This is a genomic window from Colwellia piezophila ATCC BAA-637 (assembly GCF_000378625.1).
GTDB classification, from domain to species: domain Bacteria; phylum Pseudomonadota; class Gammaproteobacteria; order Enterobacterales; family Alteromonadaceae; genus Colwellia; species Colwellia piezophila.
This window is the reverse complement of sequence record NZ_KB905172.1, coordinates 106,059-121,424: the sequence shown is the minus strand read 5'-3', so window position 1 is coordinate 121,424 and position 15,366 is coordinate 106,059. Positions and strand designations below refer to the sequence as shown.

General features: G+C 38.7%; 12 protein-coding genes and 1 tRNA gene. 4 read left to right on the top strand and 9 right to left on the bottom strand.

Annotated elements, in window-relative coordinates:
• Window positions 1–745 precede the first annotated feature (745 nt).
• Window positions 746–1,756, bottom strand: a complete 1,011-nt coding sequence (serB, locus tag F580_RS0119645; RefSeq protein ID WP_019029464.1) for a phosphoserine phosphatase SerB — start codon at window positions 1,754–1,756, stop codon at window positions 746–748.
• Window positions 1,757–1,854: 98 nt separating this feature from the next.
• Between serB and F580_RS0119640 the strand changes: the two genes are divergently transcribed.
• Window positions 1,855–2,568 (top strand): hypothetical protein, encoded by a 714-nt coding sequence (locus F580_RS0119640; protein WP_019029463.1) that lies wholly within the window; start codon window positions 1,855–1,857, stop codon window positions 2,566–2,568.
• Window positions 2,569–3,183: 615 nt separating this feature from the next.
• On the opposite strand, the gene F580_RS0119635 is transcribed toward F580_RS0119640, so the two are convergent.
• From F580_RS0119635 to aceK, 8 genes are all read right to left on the bottom strand, one after another.
• Window positions 3,184–4,086 carry a TatD family hydrolase gene (locus tag F580_RS0119635; RefSeq protein WP_245560654.1) on the bottom strand — a complete coding sequence of 301 codons (903 nt, stop codon included), beginning with the start codon at window positions 4,084–4,086 and terminating at the stop codon, window positions 3,184–3,186.
• A gap of 153 nt (window positions 4,087–4,239) precedes the next feature.
• Window positions 4,240–6,018, bottom strand: a complete 1,779-nt coding sequence (gene argS, locus F580_RS0119630; RefSeq protein WP_019029461.1) for an arginine--tRNA ligase — start codon at window positions 6,016–6,018, stop codon at window positions 4,240–4,242.
• Window positions 6,019–6,349: 331 nt separating this feature from the next.
• The gene (prfC, locus tag F580_RS0119625) at window positions 6,350–7,930 is read right to left on the bottom strand and encodes a peptide chain release factor 3 (protein WP_019029460.1); all 1,581 of its coding nucleotides are present in this window, start codon (window positions 7,928–7,930) and stop codon (window positions 6,350–6,352) included.
• 565 nt (window positions 7,931–8,495) lie between these two features.
• On the bottom strand, window positions 8,496–8,756 hold the full coding sequence (locus F580_RS0119615; RefSeq protein WP_019029458.1) for a hypothetical protein: 261 nt from the start codon (window positions 8,754–8,756) through the stop codon (window positions 8,496–8,498).
• Between the two features lie 154 nt (window positions 8,757–8,910).
• Window positions 8,911–9,402, bottom strand: coding sequence for a ribosomal protein S18-alanine N-acetyltransferase (gene rimI / locus F580_RS0119610; RefSeq protein WP_019029457.1), 492 nt, complete (start codon window positions 9,400–9,402; stop codon window positions 8,911–8,913).
• Window positions 9,392–9,772, bottom strand: a complete 381-nt coding sequence (locus F580_RS0119605) for a DNA polymerase III subunit psi (RefSeq protein ID WP_019029456.1) — start codon at window positions 9,770–9,772, stop codon at window positions 9,392–9,394. The genes rimI and F580_RS0119605 overlap by 11 nt, the downstream gene beginning before the upstream one ends.
• Window positions 9,773–9,977: 205 nt before the next feature.
• Window positions 9,978–10,054: transfer RNA gene (locus F580_RS0119600), tRNA-Trp, on the bottom strand.
• A 174-nt stretch (window positions 10,055–10,228) separates the two neighbouring features.
• Window positions 10,229–11,992, bottom strand: coding sequence for a bifunctional isocitrate dehydrogenase kinase/phosphatase (gene aceK / locus F580_RS0119595; RefSeq protein WP_019029455.1), 1,764 nt, complete (start codon window positions 11,990–11,992; stop codon window positions 10,229–10,231).
• Between the two features lie 273 nt (window positions 11,993–12,265).
• On the opposite strand from aceK, the gene queA reads away from it, so the two are divergent.
• The 3 genes from queA to yajC all read left to right on the top strand — a co-directional run bounded on the left by queA (window position 12,266) and on the right by yajC (window position 15,186).
• Window positions 12,266–13,348: a tRNA preQ1(34) S-adenosylmethionine ribosyltransferase-isomerase QueA gene (gene queA / locus F580_RS0119590; protein ID WP_019029454.1), complete on the top strand. Its 1,083-nt coding sequence runs from the start codon at window positions 12,266–12,268 to the stop codon at window positions 13,346–13,348.
• 156 nt (window positions 13,349–13,504) lie between these two features.
• The gene (tgt, locus tag F580_RS0119585; RefSeq protein ID WP_026301552.1) at window positions 13,505–14,638 is read left to right on the top strand and encodes a tRNA guanosine(34) transglycosylase Tgt; all 1,134 of its coding nucleotides are present in this window, start codon (window positions 13,505–13,507) and stop codon (window positions 14,636–14,638) included.
• A gap of 212 nt (window positions 14,639–14,850) precedes the next feature.
• On the top strand, window positions 14,851–15,186 hold the full coding sequence (gene yajC / locus F580_RS0119580) for a preprotein translocase subunit YajC (RefSeq protein ID WP_019029452.1): 336 nt from the start codon (window positions 14,851–14,853) through the stop codon (window positions 15,184–15,186).
• The last annotated feature ends 180 nt before the right edge of the window (window positions 15,187–15,366 follow it).

Genomic DNA, 15,366 nt, shown 5'->3' with positions numbered 1-15,366 from the left:
TGCAGTTTAACTGCTATTTTTATTGTCAGAGCTAACCTCATTCTTATGTCCACTCTATGTAAAGATTGCTGACATGAGCATAAATACTTTATGGCGTTATCGCCCCTATATAACTTCAATTGTCTACATAATAGTCAGTACTATAATGTGTAGACATGCACTCATTCTGCTTTAATAAACGATGAAAGGAATGAAAGTGTTCACGTATATTCACCATGACGCTGTATGGATGCAGCTTATTAGACAATGCAGGAGCAATTGTCCTGATGATGAATGAAGCGCTGTCGGCACATGGATGTGCCATCAGCGATGTTACGTCGATAACACTTGAGTAAATTGAATAATACGTTTGTTAGCAGCGCCGGGGGACTCCAAAAGGGGGTCGGTGTTTAGTCTCCTTTGGGTGTCGTCGCCACCGCGACAAATCATTTAAATTTACTATGACCACATTTATTTAACGATCACTGATACCACATTCGAGACATTAATAAATTATATAAAATAATGTATTGGGAATAGATTTTGTATCGATAACGTCCTCGTTAATGGGCAAAATATTTTTGGCTAAAACTGTTGAGGAACGAAACAAAGTCAACATTATTTTATCCTGATTAAACAGCTTATAGTTCGACCAAGCCACTTATTTACTAAAGTAACTTACTATTATATTAAGTGGGGTGAGGTTTATTTGAAATAACAACAGCCTTGCGATAACCCTGATTTTATTACTAGCCTAGCTAAATAATTAATCTAACCAATGTAATAGGCAGTCTAAACCTTGCACGTTAATGCTACTGTCCGCCTGCGCTAAGACAATTGGTTTAGCATGAAAAGCAACACCAAAGCTTGCCGCAGCCATCATGATTAAATCATTAGCACCATCACCCATAGCAACCGTTTGGTTTTTTGGAATGTGGTATTTTTTACTTAAAATAGCGAGAGAATCAGCTTTGACTTGCGCATCAACTACATCACCCAATACCTTACCGGTGAGCTTGCCATCTATTATTTCTAAAGTATTGGCAAACGCCGCATCTAGGTTTAAGGTTTCTTTTAGATGATCGGCAAAATAGGTAAAGCCGCCCGAAGCAATGGCGATACGCCAGTTATGCTTTTTCAGCTCGTTAATTAATGGCTGTAAACCTGCCATTAAGGGGATGTTCTGGGCCACATCACTTAAAATCGTTTCAGGTGAGTTGGCTAAGGTGGCAACACGTTGATGTAGGCTTTGGGCAAAATCAAGCTCACCTAACATAGCGCGCTCAGTAACTTCAGCTACTTCCTCTCCCACACCGGCAAGTTTAGCTATTTCATCGATGCATTCTATTTCAATGGTGGTTGAGTCCATATCCATCACTAATAAACCGGGTTCAGCTAGCGTTGGTACTTGCCTTAATAAGGCTGCTTCAATACCATTTACTAAAGTAAAGTCAGCTAGTGCTTTACGTGCTTGAATAAAGTCAGCGCAACTGACTTGAAAGCGACAACTAGTTTGCTTATTACGGTGATTAATTTTACCAAGTGCAGTTATTTCAAGTTGAACATGGTTTTGTAATGCCAGCAGCTTATCAAGAGTAAGTTGATTAAATACTACCAACTCAATTTTGTTTTGAGCCGCAACAGCTGCAAGGTGTTTGTCATCAAGGTTGAGCGCATTTTCTGATAAGCTAAAAGCGACAGGTAATTGCTTGTTTTGCAAGTTTTGGGCTAAATACTGCTCTAGTGACAGCGATAATACATTGGCGATAAAAGACACGTTAACTCTCTTGGGTATGTTATATTAAACTTCACATCAGTTAATAATCTCACTATAGTGAAACTATTAATGCACTAAAATAGTCATCTGTGTTTTTTATGAAGCAAGCCGAACAGCCTTTATACCCTAAATTATCATCGATTTATAATAAAATCCTGCAATTAGCTAGTGCTATTTTGCTTATCATATTACTGATAAGCATTTTGCAGTCTACCGGGGTAAAAAATAGCAAAAACTTAACCGAGCACTTTACCTTTATTGGCAAGCAACAATTACAACAAGCGGTAGCTGGCGCGGTGGTGATTATTGAGCAAGATCATAAAAACAATATTGAGAAAAAAGCCTTGTTACAAGGTTATCTTGATGGCTTGGCGGCAGTTAATTTTGTTAAACAAGCGCACTTATATGATGCTACTGGTCTGCTGCTCGTTTCGGCTACGTCAATGGAAATTGATAAACAGGGCAATGAAATTGCTCGTCCTAAAGCTAAAAGCATTAACGATCTCTATGGGATTTCGCCACAGCAACGTAATGTAACGGATAAATTAACGCTTTTTATTGAAGAAATTCGTCATAGTGATTCGGCTAATCATAAGCTGCATGGCTATCTACGTTTTACCATTGAACCCTCTTATTTAATCGACATTTTAGCCAAAGCCGATGAAGAACAGCAGTCACTACATCGTTTAATGCTGCTGTTGGCGGGTGTTGTTGGATTTTTACTGACGCGTGGTTTAAATCGCTTTAGCAGACGCGGTTATCGTTTAAATTCGAACGCTCAAAAGCCTAGTTCAAATAATCCAAATACTTGATTCTTATAGCCAGTATATCTGTAGTTTATGCGTAGTTAAGTGCCAATAAGTTAACTAACCTGAATTCTGGATAATGAATACTTGATGTTTAAATAAAAACAAAAACTTATACCATTTTGATTAAATTTCTTCCCTACTCAGAGCTACATTGGTGAGCTTAGAACAAACAAAATTTGTTAAACATAGTTATTCTATATTTCATTAATTTTGTGACGTTATCAGTTTATCAATGAGCTCCCAAGGGCGAGTACCTAATAAAAGGTAAAGGCTTAAATGCGGCGTTATTAATTTTGACAAGGACGCAGCATGGATGCAGCTTAATAGAGAATGCAGGAGCATATTCTCCTGAATAACCATTCTCATCAATCAATGCCTTGCCTCTAAGCCTTTTAATTCTCGCTGAGTGGGAAAGAACTTAATCAAATTGGTATTAGATTATTAAGAACAAAATTCACAAGATTAAGTAGCTATATACTCTATCAATGTTTCAATTTATTCTATTATCAAGGCAAAACGTTTATGAATAACGGGTTATTTATCGACGTTTTAACGCTGAGAATAGGATAAAGGGGAATGTTGAGTAAGTGTTGCTTATCCATAGTTCAGGTTAACTAGTTAAGAAAAGAATACCTGCTCTATATTACGCTCAAGTTGACTAGCAAGTTCTTCAGCACTCTCTGTGCGTATTGTTGTTAGCAGCTCAAATATTGTGATTATATTGACGGGTGAATTAGCCGGAGGGGCTATATTTTCTTGTTTGGCAAGCTCAGTACTTACCACCGTAGTATTTTCCATCTCAGTGTGTTCCTTCTCAGGGAAAGCCGGTACTGTTATACCGGTCACCTCATTACTTAACGGCATAGACGGCGCATCAGTTTCTAAGACTAAACTGCTTAACGGCAGTCGTTTAATGGTATTGATGGTTTTCTTAGCGCGTGAGTAGGTAATGGTACTACCGACCCCTAATTTATAGCCTAAATCGACATAAGCTTTCGCTTGTTGATAGCTACCAGTAAAGCCGTGAATGATACCTGCTTTGTTTAGCTGATAGCGCTGTAAAAAAGGCATTATCTTATCGTGTGATTGCCGGTGATGGATTATTACCGGCAGGTCATGCTGCTTTGCAAGGTTGAGCTGAAAGTCAAAGAAGTGTTGCTGCTTTGCTAATTCTGCTGGGGGATCATCACTACGCTTAATAATAGCGCCATCAATGCCAATTTCACCAATGGCAATAATGTCTTCTTTCGACTGTGTTACTTTCTTACTTAAAAGCTCAAGGTGACTATCGTTTAATGTTTGTAAAAACCACGGATGAATACCTAAACAGGGAAAAATTTCAATCGGATTTTTGTGATGTTGTTTCGCCAGGTTTAAGACGTTATCAAAGTTATTCGGCGCAATAGCAGGCACGATAATACGATTAATAGCAAGTTCAGCGCATTGTTTTAATAAGTAGGGGAGTTGTGCTTGAAAAGCTTTATCATCAAGGTGACAGTGACTATCGGTAAACTGCATCATTGCCTCATCGGGGTCGGTAGCTTGAGCTATTATCCTCAAGCTATTTAAGCGTATTAATTTTAAATTAGTTAGTCTAAGAGAAAGAAAAAAGCACGGAGCTGACGTTAGTCAGTGAGTACTTTTGACGCATCAATTGCGCTAACTAAGCATAAATTACATGCGATCCATTACTTCGATGCCTAAAATATCCAAGCCTTGTTTTAAGGTGTTGGCAATCACTTGGCATAAGGCCAAACGTGACGCTTTAACTTCCTCACTAATGCCTTCTTTAAGAATAGGGCAGGCTTCATAAAAACTCATGTAAAGGCTGGCTAATTCGTAAAGGTAATTACATAACAAGTTAGGTGTACATTCACTAATGACCACATCAATGACATCTTCAAGTTGTAATAACTTTAATGCTAAGGCTTTTTCTTGTGGTTCAATGATGTTAATAGTGGCAGTATTATTAAGGCTATCGGCCTTAGAGTTCTCTGCTTTAGGGCTCTCTGCTTTAGAGAATATACTTTGAATACGTGAATAAGCATATTGTAAATAAGGTGCGGTAGCGCCTTCAAAGCTCAACATGGTTTTCCAGTTGAAAATATAATCACTAGTACGATTTTTAGATAAATCAGCAAACTTAACCGCGCCAATACCGACTTTATTTGAAATCTCAGCTAAATCAGCATCACTAATCTCTGGGTTTTTCTCTTTGATTAATGCAGATGCACGAACGATAGCTTCATCAAGTAATTCTGCTAACTTGATAGTACCGCCAGTACGGGTTTTAAATGGCTTGCCATCATCTCCCATCATCATACCAAAGGGACAATGTTGGTAACCAACATTGTCAGGTAAGAAGCCAGCTTTACGGGCAACAATCTCAACTTGTTTAAAGTGTAATGCTTGGCGAGCATCAGTAAATATAATGATGCGATCAGCCGCTAGCTTGCCACTACGGTAGCGACACGCAGATAAATCAGTGGTGGCATATAAGAAACCGCCACCTGATTTTTGTACGATGAATACCGGTGCTTCCCCATCTTTGTTAGCCATTTCATTAATAAAAACAACTTTAGCGCCTTGACTCTCTTCGGCAATTTCACTTGCCATGAGCTCATCAACTACCGTTGATAAATCATCGTTATAAGCACTTTCGCCCATAATATCTGTGCGTTGTAATGAAACATTTAATTTAGCGTAAATTTCTTCACTGTGGGCAATAGAGATATCAATAAATTGTTGCCATAATTTGGCACAATTGGCATCACCGCTTTGCAATTTAACGACATCAGCACGGGCTCTATCGGCAAAACCTTCTTCGTTATCAAAGCGTACTTTCGCTTCACGGTAAAAGTTTTCTAAATCGCTAAGCGCTGTTTCAGCAACTTCACTACTGGCAAGTTTATCGCTTAAGTGCGCGATTAACATACCAAATTGTGTGCCCCAATCACCCATGTGATTTTGACGAATAACCTTGTCACCACGAAACTCTAGCGCGCGTACTACTGCATCACCAATAATGGTTGAACGTAAGTGGCCCACATGCATTTCTTTAGCAAGGTTAGGTGCTGAATAATCAACGACAACCGTTTGTACATCATCACCTTGGTTAACACCACGTTGGCTAACGCCAATGTGAGCATCTTGAGCAACCGTATTTAGTTGTGCAGCTAACCATTTTTCATCTAAGTGAATATTAATAAAACCAGGACCCGCTAATTCTATTTTGCTAGCAATACCGTCTAGGTTTAGCTCGGCAACAACTTTAGTCGCTAACTCGCGCGGATTAGTCTTAAGTTTTTTCGCTGCGCCCATAACACCATTGGCTTGATAGTCACCAAAGTTTGGACGATTTGATATACTAATTGCCGGGTTAGTACCTTCAGGCAATCCCGCAGCAACCATTGCAGCACTAATTTTTTCACTCAAAATATCTTTTATATTCATTACGTTATCTCATTCTCTTTGTTATTTGGCTCAAGATATTCATCAATCGTGCTCATTGACTAACGTCAACTCCGCGCGTTTTCTTTTTCCTTGAACCAACTAACTGCGAGAATAGAGTAACTCACAGCTAGTAACTTAATTTCTTGATGTTTGATGTTTCACTTTAACGATCACCAAAACTGTCTAAATTCTGTTTAATCTTTTATATTTGGCAAAGTAGTTTGCTTACTTTTACAAGGCGCTTGATCATTTTTATAAAGGAGCTTAGTACACTAAGTGACTGCATAAAAATGATTAAGCAACGCCGTAAAATGACAAACTAAGAAGCCAATTAGTGTTCACGGGTCGAATGGAACTTGATGTCTGGATTACGCTCTTGCGCTAGCGATAAGTTAACCATAGTTGGCGCGATATACGTTAAGTTATTACCACCATCATAGGCCAAGTTATCACCGGCTTTCTTTTTAAATTGCTCTAAAGTGCGTTCATCATCACAAGTACACCAACGCGCCGTTGCAACACTAATGGCTTCGTATATTGCATCAACCTTGTATTCGGTTTTTAATCGGTGCACAACCACTTCAAATTGCAGTACACCAACCGCGCCAACAATCATGTCATTGTTAATAAAGGGTCTAAATACTTGCACAGCACCTTCTTCTGATAACTGTATCAAGCCTTTTTGTAGCTGTTTGGCTTTAAGTGGATCGCGTAGACGAATGCGGCGGAACATTTCCGGGGCAAAGTTAGGAATACCACCAAACTTCATCATTTCACCTGAGGTAAACGTATCACCAATTTGAATGCTGCCATGGTTGTGTAAACCGATAATATCGCCGGCATATGCTTCCTCAACGTTTGATCTGTCACCTGCCATAAAAGTAACCGCATCGGCAATTTTGACATCTTTATTAATGCGCACTTGTTTCATTTTCATGCCTTTTTCATATTTGCCTGAGCAGATACGCATGAAAGCAATACGGTCTCTATGTTTAGGATCCATATTGGCTTGTATTTTAAAAATGAAACCAGTAAATTTTTCTTCTTCTGGGGTTACTGTGCGTAAATCTGTTTTGCGCGGTAAGGGCTTAGGTGCCCATTTGGTTAAACCGTCAAGCATGTGGTCAACACCAAAGTTACCTAAAGCGGTACCGAAATATACGGGCGTTAACTCACCCTTTAGAAACTCTTCTAAATTAAACTCATGGGAGGCACCGAGCACTAATTCCATTTCTTCTCGGAAATCTTCAGCAAACGGGCCAATGGCTTCATCAAGGGCTGGATTATCTAGACCTTTAATGATGCGCTTTTCTTGAATCATGTGGCCTAGGCCAGATTGATATAAAAATATTTCATCGGTCAATAAGTTATATACACCTTTGAATTCTTTGCCCATACCTATTGGCCAAGTAATAGGGGCACATTTTATTTTTAAAACGTCTTCAACTTCATCCATCACTTCAATAGGGTCGCGCACATCGCGGTCCATCTTGTTCATAAAAGTAATAATTGGCGTATCGCGCAGACGAGTAACTTCCATTAATTTAACGGTACGTGCTTCAACACCTTTAGCAACATCGATAACCATCAAACAAGAATCAACAGCGGTCAGTGTACGATAGGTATCTTCCGAGAAATCTTCATGACCTGGAGTATCAAGTAAGTTTATCAAGCAGCCTTTGTAAGGAAATTGCATCACTGAGGTAGTAATTGAGATACCACGCTCTTTTTCCATTTCCATCCAGTCAGATTTTGCGTGTTGACCTGATTTTTTACCTTTTACCGTGCCGGCTCTTTGTAAGGCTTGGCCAAATAAAAGCACTTTTTCGGTGATGGTGGTTTTACCCGCATCGGGATGAGAAATGATAGCAAAGGTGCGACGTAAGTCGACTTGCTGTTGCTGTGCAGACATGCAAATTACCTGTTAAGTAAATAGTAGAGAAGCGCCTTTAGCACTTGGCTTAGTACCATCTTTAGTACTGGGCTTTTCATAAACATTAAAAAATTGCGCGCATTGTACCACTAAAAAAGGGTAAACCTGTAAAAAAGCAGCTTCTTTAGGCGTAACTTTTTTTATTAAAGTGAGCAACTGCAAAGGAGTAAAGGAAAAATAAAAGCTAAGCATGTACAGATAAAAATTTAGCTTATTGTATAAGAAAAAAACAAAAGGAGATTGGTTTGAAAAAATGGCGTTATTAAAGCGTAGTATTAGTGCTGTTTACATTTCATGTTGAACAGGTTGTTAAGTAACCTGAACTGCTGGATAAGCAGCACTTGCTCAATATTCCCATTTATCCGATTCTCAGCGTTAAAATGTCGATAAATAACTCGTTATTCATAAACGTTTTGCCTTGATAATCGAATAAATTGAAACATTGATAGAGTATATCGCTACTTAGTCTTGTAAATTTTATTCTTAACAACCGTAATTTGTTGTTTTTACTTAAATATCAAGTACTCATTATCCAGTGTTCAGGTTAAGTAAGTTGGCTATTAAATAAATTTGAAATGAATTGATATTCGCTCTGCTCTAATAAAGGGCTTTTGAACCTAGTCACTTGTTCATGGATATCATCACTATTGTGCATTTTTATTTGGTTTGATAACAAAAGAAAAGCTTGTTGCTCGCTCAAGCCGGTAAGTCGGCTGATTTTATTCAGCGCATCATTAACGATTAGGTTGGCGACATCTTCATTAGACAATTGGCTGTCTGTTGTGGGGGTTATTTTGTTAAACATATAGCTCTCCCTAATGACTGTTAGGAACGGGGTAAGGATATTGTTTAATATAATAACTAAAGCAGGGGGATTAACTAGATGGTTCACGTAGTCAAATGTTGTTATTTGTTAATGTGTCGGTGAGTTTGTTACTTTTTTATCTAATAGCTGCTTATTAGCATTTTAGTGACATCACTATGGCATCTTCATAACCAAAACCTGAGCTACTTGGGTAGTAACCAGTGCGGCGGTTAATTTCAATAAAACCGGCATTCATATAAAGCATCTGTGCCGCGATGTTTTTTGCACGTACTTCTAAGAATATTTTTGTCGCGCCAAGCTTTTTCGCTTGCGCTAAAAATTGTTTAAGTAAAACTTTTCCGTAACCTTTACCTTGCTCTGATGGCACTACACAAACATCCATCAATGTAGCTTCACCAGCAACATATTCGCCAATGTAGAAACCAATGCTTAGCTCGTCAACTTTCTCTTCAAGCTTCTCACCGACTAAGTGCTCGCCAAAGTAACGACCACCAATACAACTTAAAAAGGTTTTTTCACTCCAAGGATGAGAATGACAAGCAAGCTCTATCGGCATTAACCTAGCTACATCGTTTGCCTTAATTTCAGTAAATTGATTGTTGTTAGGTTTTGAATTATTGCTCATTGTGCTTACTCAGTAATTGCCATAATTGCTTTTTAAGGGCAGGAGATTGTGAAATTTTGCTGATAGCTGGGGTGATTAGCTGTTGTTCAAGCCATTGTATTTGGTCTTGTGACGAAGTCTTGGTGAAATACCAATTAAATAACCCTAAGTTTAAGTGGTCATCTTGGTGATTAATTTCACCGATACTTAACCCTATAGCTAATAAAATATCATTAAATAGCTGTTGTTTAGCTAACACTGTCAAATCAATATTGAGGCTATTGTCAGGCTCAATTGGCGAAGTATTACTCTGACTGTCACTAGTTCGCTGCTGCCACAGGCTAATGCCCATTTCAGTTAGTTGCTCAAATTGATGTTGATTTATGCTCATCAGCGATGGCTCTTTAGGACTTAGACTTAAGGCTGAGTATAATGACAGAATTAGTTGTTAACGAACAGCAGATAAACTCATGCTAGGGATTATATTAGTGCAAGTTTTTTAGATTGTTTTAGATTGTTTTAGATTGTTTTAGATTGTTTTAGATTGTTTTTTTGGTTATTGATAAAGAAATATCAATATATTCTAGAAAATAAAATGGCAGGGGTGGAGAGACTCGAACTCCCAACCATCGGTTTTGGAGACCGCTGTTCTACCAATTGGAACTACACCCCTGCAACAGATTCGAATTATACTGATGCACGTTCAAAGGTAAAGCACTAATAACGTTTTTTAACTCAACAACGTCTGTTCGAACGATTTATCAACAAACTGGCAATAAAACAGCCAGTTTATTGATTGTCATTGATTAGTTCAGTAAACCTTACTCATCATAGGGACTTGGTTTTGTTACTTAGTCGATAATCGTTGATGACAAAATCGGTATTTAATGGGATAAGGAAAAACATCTTTATAAATGCCGTTAGCAACATCTTGTTGGCATTGCTGCCAATAGGACGCGGTTAATAAATTTTGATGGTGTATTTTAAACGCTTTTAAGTAACTAGGGTTAGCTAAGGCAAAAGTGGCAAGTTCTTCTGGGAACATGTCTCCAGGCAAGACACTATACCAAGGCTCCGCAGCATATAATTGCTCTTCTGTTACCGCTTTAGGTTTTACTCGAAAGTTAACCTGGTTCATATAGGTTATTTCATCATAATCATAAAATATAACTCGACCATGTCGAGTGACTCCAAAGTTTTTAAGTAACATATCACCAGGGAAAATATCAGCAGAGATAAGTTGTTTGATTGCTTCACCATAACCGAACATCGCTTGGTCTATTTTATCTTGGGCTTTATTTTTCAATGCATCTAACAGGTATATGTTGAGCGGAATCATACGGCGCTCAATATATAAGTGTTCAATGATAATCAGCTCGTCTGCGCCTGTTCCTTCATAGCGAATAATTGACGAGGCGACTTTTTGCAGTTCGGTTAACAGTTCGTCATTAAAGCGCGCTTTGGGAAAGGCTACTTCTGAATACTCCATAGTATCAGCCATGCGACCCACTCTATCGTGTAATTTTACTAAACGATATTTGCCTTTAACATCCTTTTTAGTCATATTTTTACTGGGGGAAAATTTATCTTTGATGATTTTAAATACATAAGGATATGAGGGCAGGGTAAATACCGACATCACCATGCCTTTAATTCCGGCAGCCAATTCAAATTGGTCGTCGCTGCTATCAAGGTGATTGAGGAAGTCTCGATAAAACTGAGTCTTGCCCTGTTTATGAAAACCGATAGCAGAATATAAATCAGCTTTGGTTTTATGTGGCATCAATGCCTGTAAAAAGTTAATCAGTGCATAGGGATGTTGGCAATCAACAAAAAAGTACGCGCGGGCAAAACCAAATACGACTGCCATGCTTTCGCTCGTGGTCAGTAAGGCATCTATATATAAGCCGCCTTTTTCGTTGTTAAGTACCGCAACAATAAAAGGCGTTTCGCCTGCGGGCGATAATACCCGGCCAATTAAATAAGCACCTTTATTACGATAAAAAGTAAAGTTCAGGATATCAAACTGCAAATCTTCTAATTTTACCCGGGTTTTATGAGCCTTGCGGCGAAAGGCATTGATAAGGACATCGACATCACGATCGAGATCTTCAAAAGGGATCACCGTTCTATGATTATTCATAATGTTACAGATGGTTTTCTTTAAGCCCAGGGTTTGTGGCTGGTACGAAGTGTATATCTTAGGAATCGCTTTCTGATCAAGTCGATGGGCGGTACTTTCGACAAAAATATAATCATTATGATAGTACTTGCGCTCAAATAAATGGCAAAACACCGAGTTGTAGAAAGTCTCGGCTAACTCAGGCTGATTGTGATGGGTTAATAAATCAGAATAAACGGTTTTAATGTGTTGCCATAAAGTGTCATCAAGAGCGCTAATGTTAAAGTCGTTTTTAATCGCGTTAAAGGTTTCTTCCACTCGCTCGTCATAAAAGTTGGTCCTTGCCCTAGCTGACTGATGAACCTCTTGCCATTGACATTGTTGAAAGCGCTCTCGTGCAGATTGAGTAATATCAATAAACAGCTCAATATGGCGTTCAAAGCCATTGATGATGGTATTGGCGATTGTAAAAGCAAGATTCTTTTTCATGAGGTAATTCACTCTTCAGTCTGTACTAACTAAGTATTCAGTGAGAACCCCTAGGGATAGCGCAATATTGATTGATTGTTCAACATACACTAAAAGCCCTCTAGTCGAGATTATTATTATAAATACTGGCTATCACTGACAATTATGTTGTTTCTAAACCGCTTTGCCTTCGATTCTCGAATCTTGAATGGTAAAAGTGGCGAATTAACTTGCTATCAAGGACGTGCAGCTCTAAAATTACGCCTTTTTTAAAGCCATAAAATAACCAATATCATGCGTGTGTCAGATTTTTCCTTTGAATTACCAGAAGCCCTTATTGCTCGTTATCCAAAAGCTGAGCGTAGTGCTAGTCGTTTATTGACCTTAAATGGTAACTCTGGCGCGATAACTGATGGTGTTTTTACCGATATTGTTGCGCAATTAAATGCAGGTGATTTATTAGTATTTAACAATACTCGAGTGATCCCGGCCAGAATGTTTGGCCAAAAAGCCAGTGGTGGTAAAATTGAGGTCTTGGTTGAACGTATTATCGATCAAAATACTGCCCTTGCTCACATTCGTGCCAGTAAGTCCCCTAAAGTTGGCAATGAACTATTCCTATGTAGAGATCAGGGTAGTAAAGAGGGCAGAGGCAAGGTTAAAGCCACTATGGTGGCACGTCACGGCGCTTTGTTTGAATTAAAATTCCACGGTGAACAATCAGTATTAGATATTTTAGATGACATCGGTCATATGCCACTGCCTCCCTACATTGACCGCCCTGATGAAGACAGCGATAAAGAGCGCTATCAAACGGTATACAATGAGAAGCCTGGCGCAGTTGCTGCGCCTACGGCCGGTTTGCATTTCGACCAACCCTTATTGGAAAAAATTAAGGCCAAAGGTGTTGAGCTGGCTTTTGTCACTTTACATGTTGGCGCAGGTACTTTTCAGCCGGTGAAAGTTGATGAAATTGCCGATCATATTATGCACTCGGAATACGTTGAAGTTTCAGCTGAAGTGGTTGCGAAAATACACAAAACCAAAGCCGCCGGTGGTAGAGTTGTTGCTGTAGGTACTACCTCCGTGCGCTCTCTAGAAAGCGCAGCAAAAGCCGCACTAGAAAAAGACCCAGCGACTAAGCAACTGCTAGCACCTTTTTATGGTGATACCGATATATTCATCACCCCAGGTTATCAATTTAAAATTATTGATGCCTTAGTGACTAACTTTCACTTATCAGAGTCAACGTTATTGATGTTGGTCAGTGCCTTTTCTGGTTATGATCATATTATGTCGGCTTATCAACACGCTATAGATAAAGAGTACCGGTTTTTTAGTTATGGCGATGCTATGTTCCTTACAAAAAAAAGCTAACGAAACAAGCGTTAAGCCCAAGGTAAGGTAAACAAGATATACCGTAAAGGCTATAGCCAGAACAATTTTGTAAAGATTATTTTAAACCAAGCACCGCTAGCCTGTTTCGCTAGTAGGTGAGAGAGAAAATTTATGACTGAAGTAGTAAAAAATAAAATGAAATATGAGTTAATCACCACAGACGGTAAAGCACGTCGTGGGCGATTAACTTTTGACCGTGGAGTGGTGGAAACCCCTGCATTTATGCCTGTAGGTACCTACGGTACAGTTAAAGGTATGAAACCAGAGGAAGTTGCAGCGACTGGCGCTGATATAATTTTAGGTAATACCTTTCATTTAATGTTACGTCCAGGTACTGACATTATTGAACAACATGGTGGCTTACATAGTTTTATGAATTGGGATAAGCCAATTTTGACTGACTCTGGTGGTTTCCAAGTTTTTAGTTTGGGTAAAACGAGCAAAATCACTGAAGAAGGTGTTCGCTTTAGTTCACCGGTAAATGGTGAGAAAATTATGCTTACTCCAGAGCGTTCAATAGAAGTGCAGCGTAGCTTGAACTCTGATATCGTCATGATTTTTGATGAATGTACGCCATACCCGGCAAGCCATAAGGAGTCAAAAGACTCTATGGAATTATCGCTTCGTTGGGCACAACGTTCAAAAGATGCTCATGGCGATAGCCCTAATGCACTGTTTGGTATAGTGCAAGGCGGCATGTTTGAAGACTTACGTGAAGTTTCTATTGCTGGTTTACAAGCCATCGACTTTGATGGTTATGCTATTGGCGGTTTATCAGTAGGTGAGCCGAAAGAAGATATGATCCGTATTTTAGATCATACCGCCCCCTTGATACCTAAAAATAAGCCCCGATATCTGATGGGAGTAGGTAAGCCAGAAGACTTAGTTGAAGGCGTACGTCGTGGTATTGATATGTTCGACTGTGTCATGCCAACACGTAATGCACGCAACGGTCATTTATTTGTTAATACGGGTGTTATTAAGATCCGCAATGCTGCTCATAAAACAGATACTGCACCACTTGATGATACCTGTGATTGTTATACTTGTAAGAATTACTCACGCGCTTATTTACATCATTTAGATAAGTGTAAAGAGATTTTAGGTTCACAATTAAATACCTTGCATAACTTACATTTTTATCAAAAAGTAATGCAAGGTTTGCGTGATGCCATTGAGCAAGGTAGATTAGACGCCTTTGTTGAAGAGTTTTATGCTTTACGTGGTTTACCTGTACCACCATTAGCGACAGGTAGTAAGCAAGTTTAGCTTTAAGCCTTAACTAAAAACATGTTTTAAGTAAAAGTAATTATCGAAGTTTAATGAATCTTGTGGCTTAGTATTTTGCCGGTTTTTGGTTCAATTAAAAGGAAAATGCACGGAGCTGACGTTAGTCAGTGAGTACCTTTGACGTATTAATTGAGCGAAAGAGCAATAAAATAAAAAGTTACTCACCAATTATAAAAAGAAGTAGGGAATTTATGAGTTTATTTATCAGTACAGCACACGCCGCAGACGCACCAGCAGCAGCCGGTGGCCAAATGGAAATGATCATTATGCTAGCCGTTTTTGGTTTGGTATTCTTTTTCATGATCTACCGTCCACAAGCCAAACGTGTAAAAGAGCATAAAGGTTTAATGTCTTCACTTGCTAAAGGCGATGAAGTATTAACACAAGGCGGAATTGTTGGCAAAATCGTTAAAGTATCTGATGAAAAAGACTTTCTTGTTGTTAGCATTAGCGAAGGTACTGAAGTAACAGTACAGAAAGGCGCAATCAACGCAGTGCTACCAAAAGGCACAATGAAAAATTTATAATCATTCTACCGTTGTTAATTGGCATTAATTCGACATCTAGAGTACTCATTGACCTGCGTCAAGTCCGTGCTTTATATTGGAATTAAGGCCAATTAACTTAGTTAAACGGAATTATGAACATATCCCAATAATTATTTTTGATAAAAATAGTGAAAGAAATAAACGAATAAAAAGGACACA

Coding starts and splice junctions, on each gene's coding strand:
- F580_RS0119640 (WP_019029463.1), top strand. CDS start 1,855: ATGAAGCAAGCCGAACAGCCTTTATACCCTAAATTATCATCGATTTAT.
- F580_RS0119635 (WP_245560654.1), bottom strand. CDS start 4,086: ATGATGCAGTTTACCGATAGTCACTGTCACCTTGATGATAAAGCTTTT.
- argS (WP_019029461.1), bottom strand. CDS start 6,018: ATGAATATAAAAGATATTTTGAGTGAAAAAATTAGTGCTGCAATGGTT.
- prfC (WP_019029460.1), bottom strand. CDS start 7,930: ATGTCTGCACAGCAACAGCAAGTCGACTTACGTCGCACCTTTGCTATC.
- F580_RS0119615 (WP_019029458.1), bottom strand. CDS start 8,756: ATGTTTAACAAAATAACCCCCACAACAGACAGCCAATTGTCTAATGAA.
- rimI (WP_019029457.1), bottom strand. CDS start 9,402: ATGAGCAATAATTCAAAACCTAACAACAATCAATTTACTGAAATTAAG.
- F580_RS0119605 (WP_019029456.1), bottom strand. CDS start 9,772: ATGAGCATAAATCAACATCAATTTGAGCAACTAACTGAAATGGGCATT.
- aceK (WP_019029455.1), bottom strand. CDS start 11,992: ATGAAAAAGAATCTTGCTTTTACAATCGCCAATACCATCATCAATGGC.
- queA (WP_019029454.1), top strand. CDS start 12,266: ATGCGTGTGTCAGATTTTTCCTTTGAATTACCAGAAGCCCTTATTGCT.
- tgt (WP_026301552.1), top strand. CDS start 13,505: ATGAAATATGAGTTAATCACCACAGACGGTAAAGCACGTCGTGGGCGA.
- yajC (WP_019029452.1), top strand. CDS start 14,851: ATGAGTTTATTTATCAGTACAGCACACGCCGCAGACGCACCAGCAGCA.